Origin of the sequence: Rhizobium ecuadorense, assembly GCF_001187535.1 — a bacterium.
GTDB lineage: Bacteria > Pseudomonadota > Alphaproteobacteria > Rhizobiales > Rhizobiaceae > Rhizobium > Rhizobium ecuadorense.
In genome coordinates this window covers 1-423 of record NZ_LFIO01001094.1, presented here as the reverse complement: position 1 = coordinate 423, position 423 = coordinate 1, and the positions used below count along the sequence as shown (strand labels likewise).

The 423-nt window shown below is 54.8% G+C and carries 1 protein-coding gene; it reads right to left on the bottom strand.

Going from position 1 to position 423, the window contains the following annotated elements:
* A partial coding sequence (locus AF337_RS43330) for a hypothetical protein (protein ID WP_202813703.1) occupies positions 1-423 on the bottom strand: 423 nt, incomplete at both ends.

Below are 423 nucleotides of genomic sequence, written 5' to 3'. Positions count from 1 at the left end.
GCAGATGATGCCTCCCTGACTTCGGCCTGGGTGGCACGCAGTTCCTGGAGTGTTGACGGCAAAGCTTCGGCAGCTTCAGTTGCGTCCGAGATGAGGCGCAGGTTTTTTTCGAGCTTGTCCTTGTCTGGCGTCAGAAGATCGATCTCACGCTGGACCTGATGCAGGCGCCGAACGAGAGCGGATGGAAGCGCGTTCTTCTCCGGACGCTTCCAAACCAGCAGTGTGGAAAGCTCCGCGGAAAGCGCACTCATAGTAATCGCGATAGCCTGCAACCCAGCTGGAATGTTGCCAGGTAAATTGGGCAACACGGAAGCGCTGATGAATTCGACGGTCTTGGCAACATCGATCAGAATTGCTTCGAACTCTTCGTCTTCCCCTTCCGATTTGGCAGACTCAATAACATTCTTGATCGACTGCGCCATC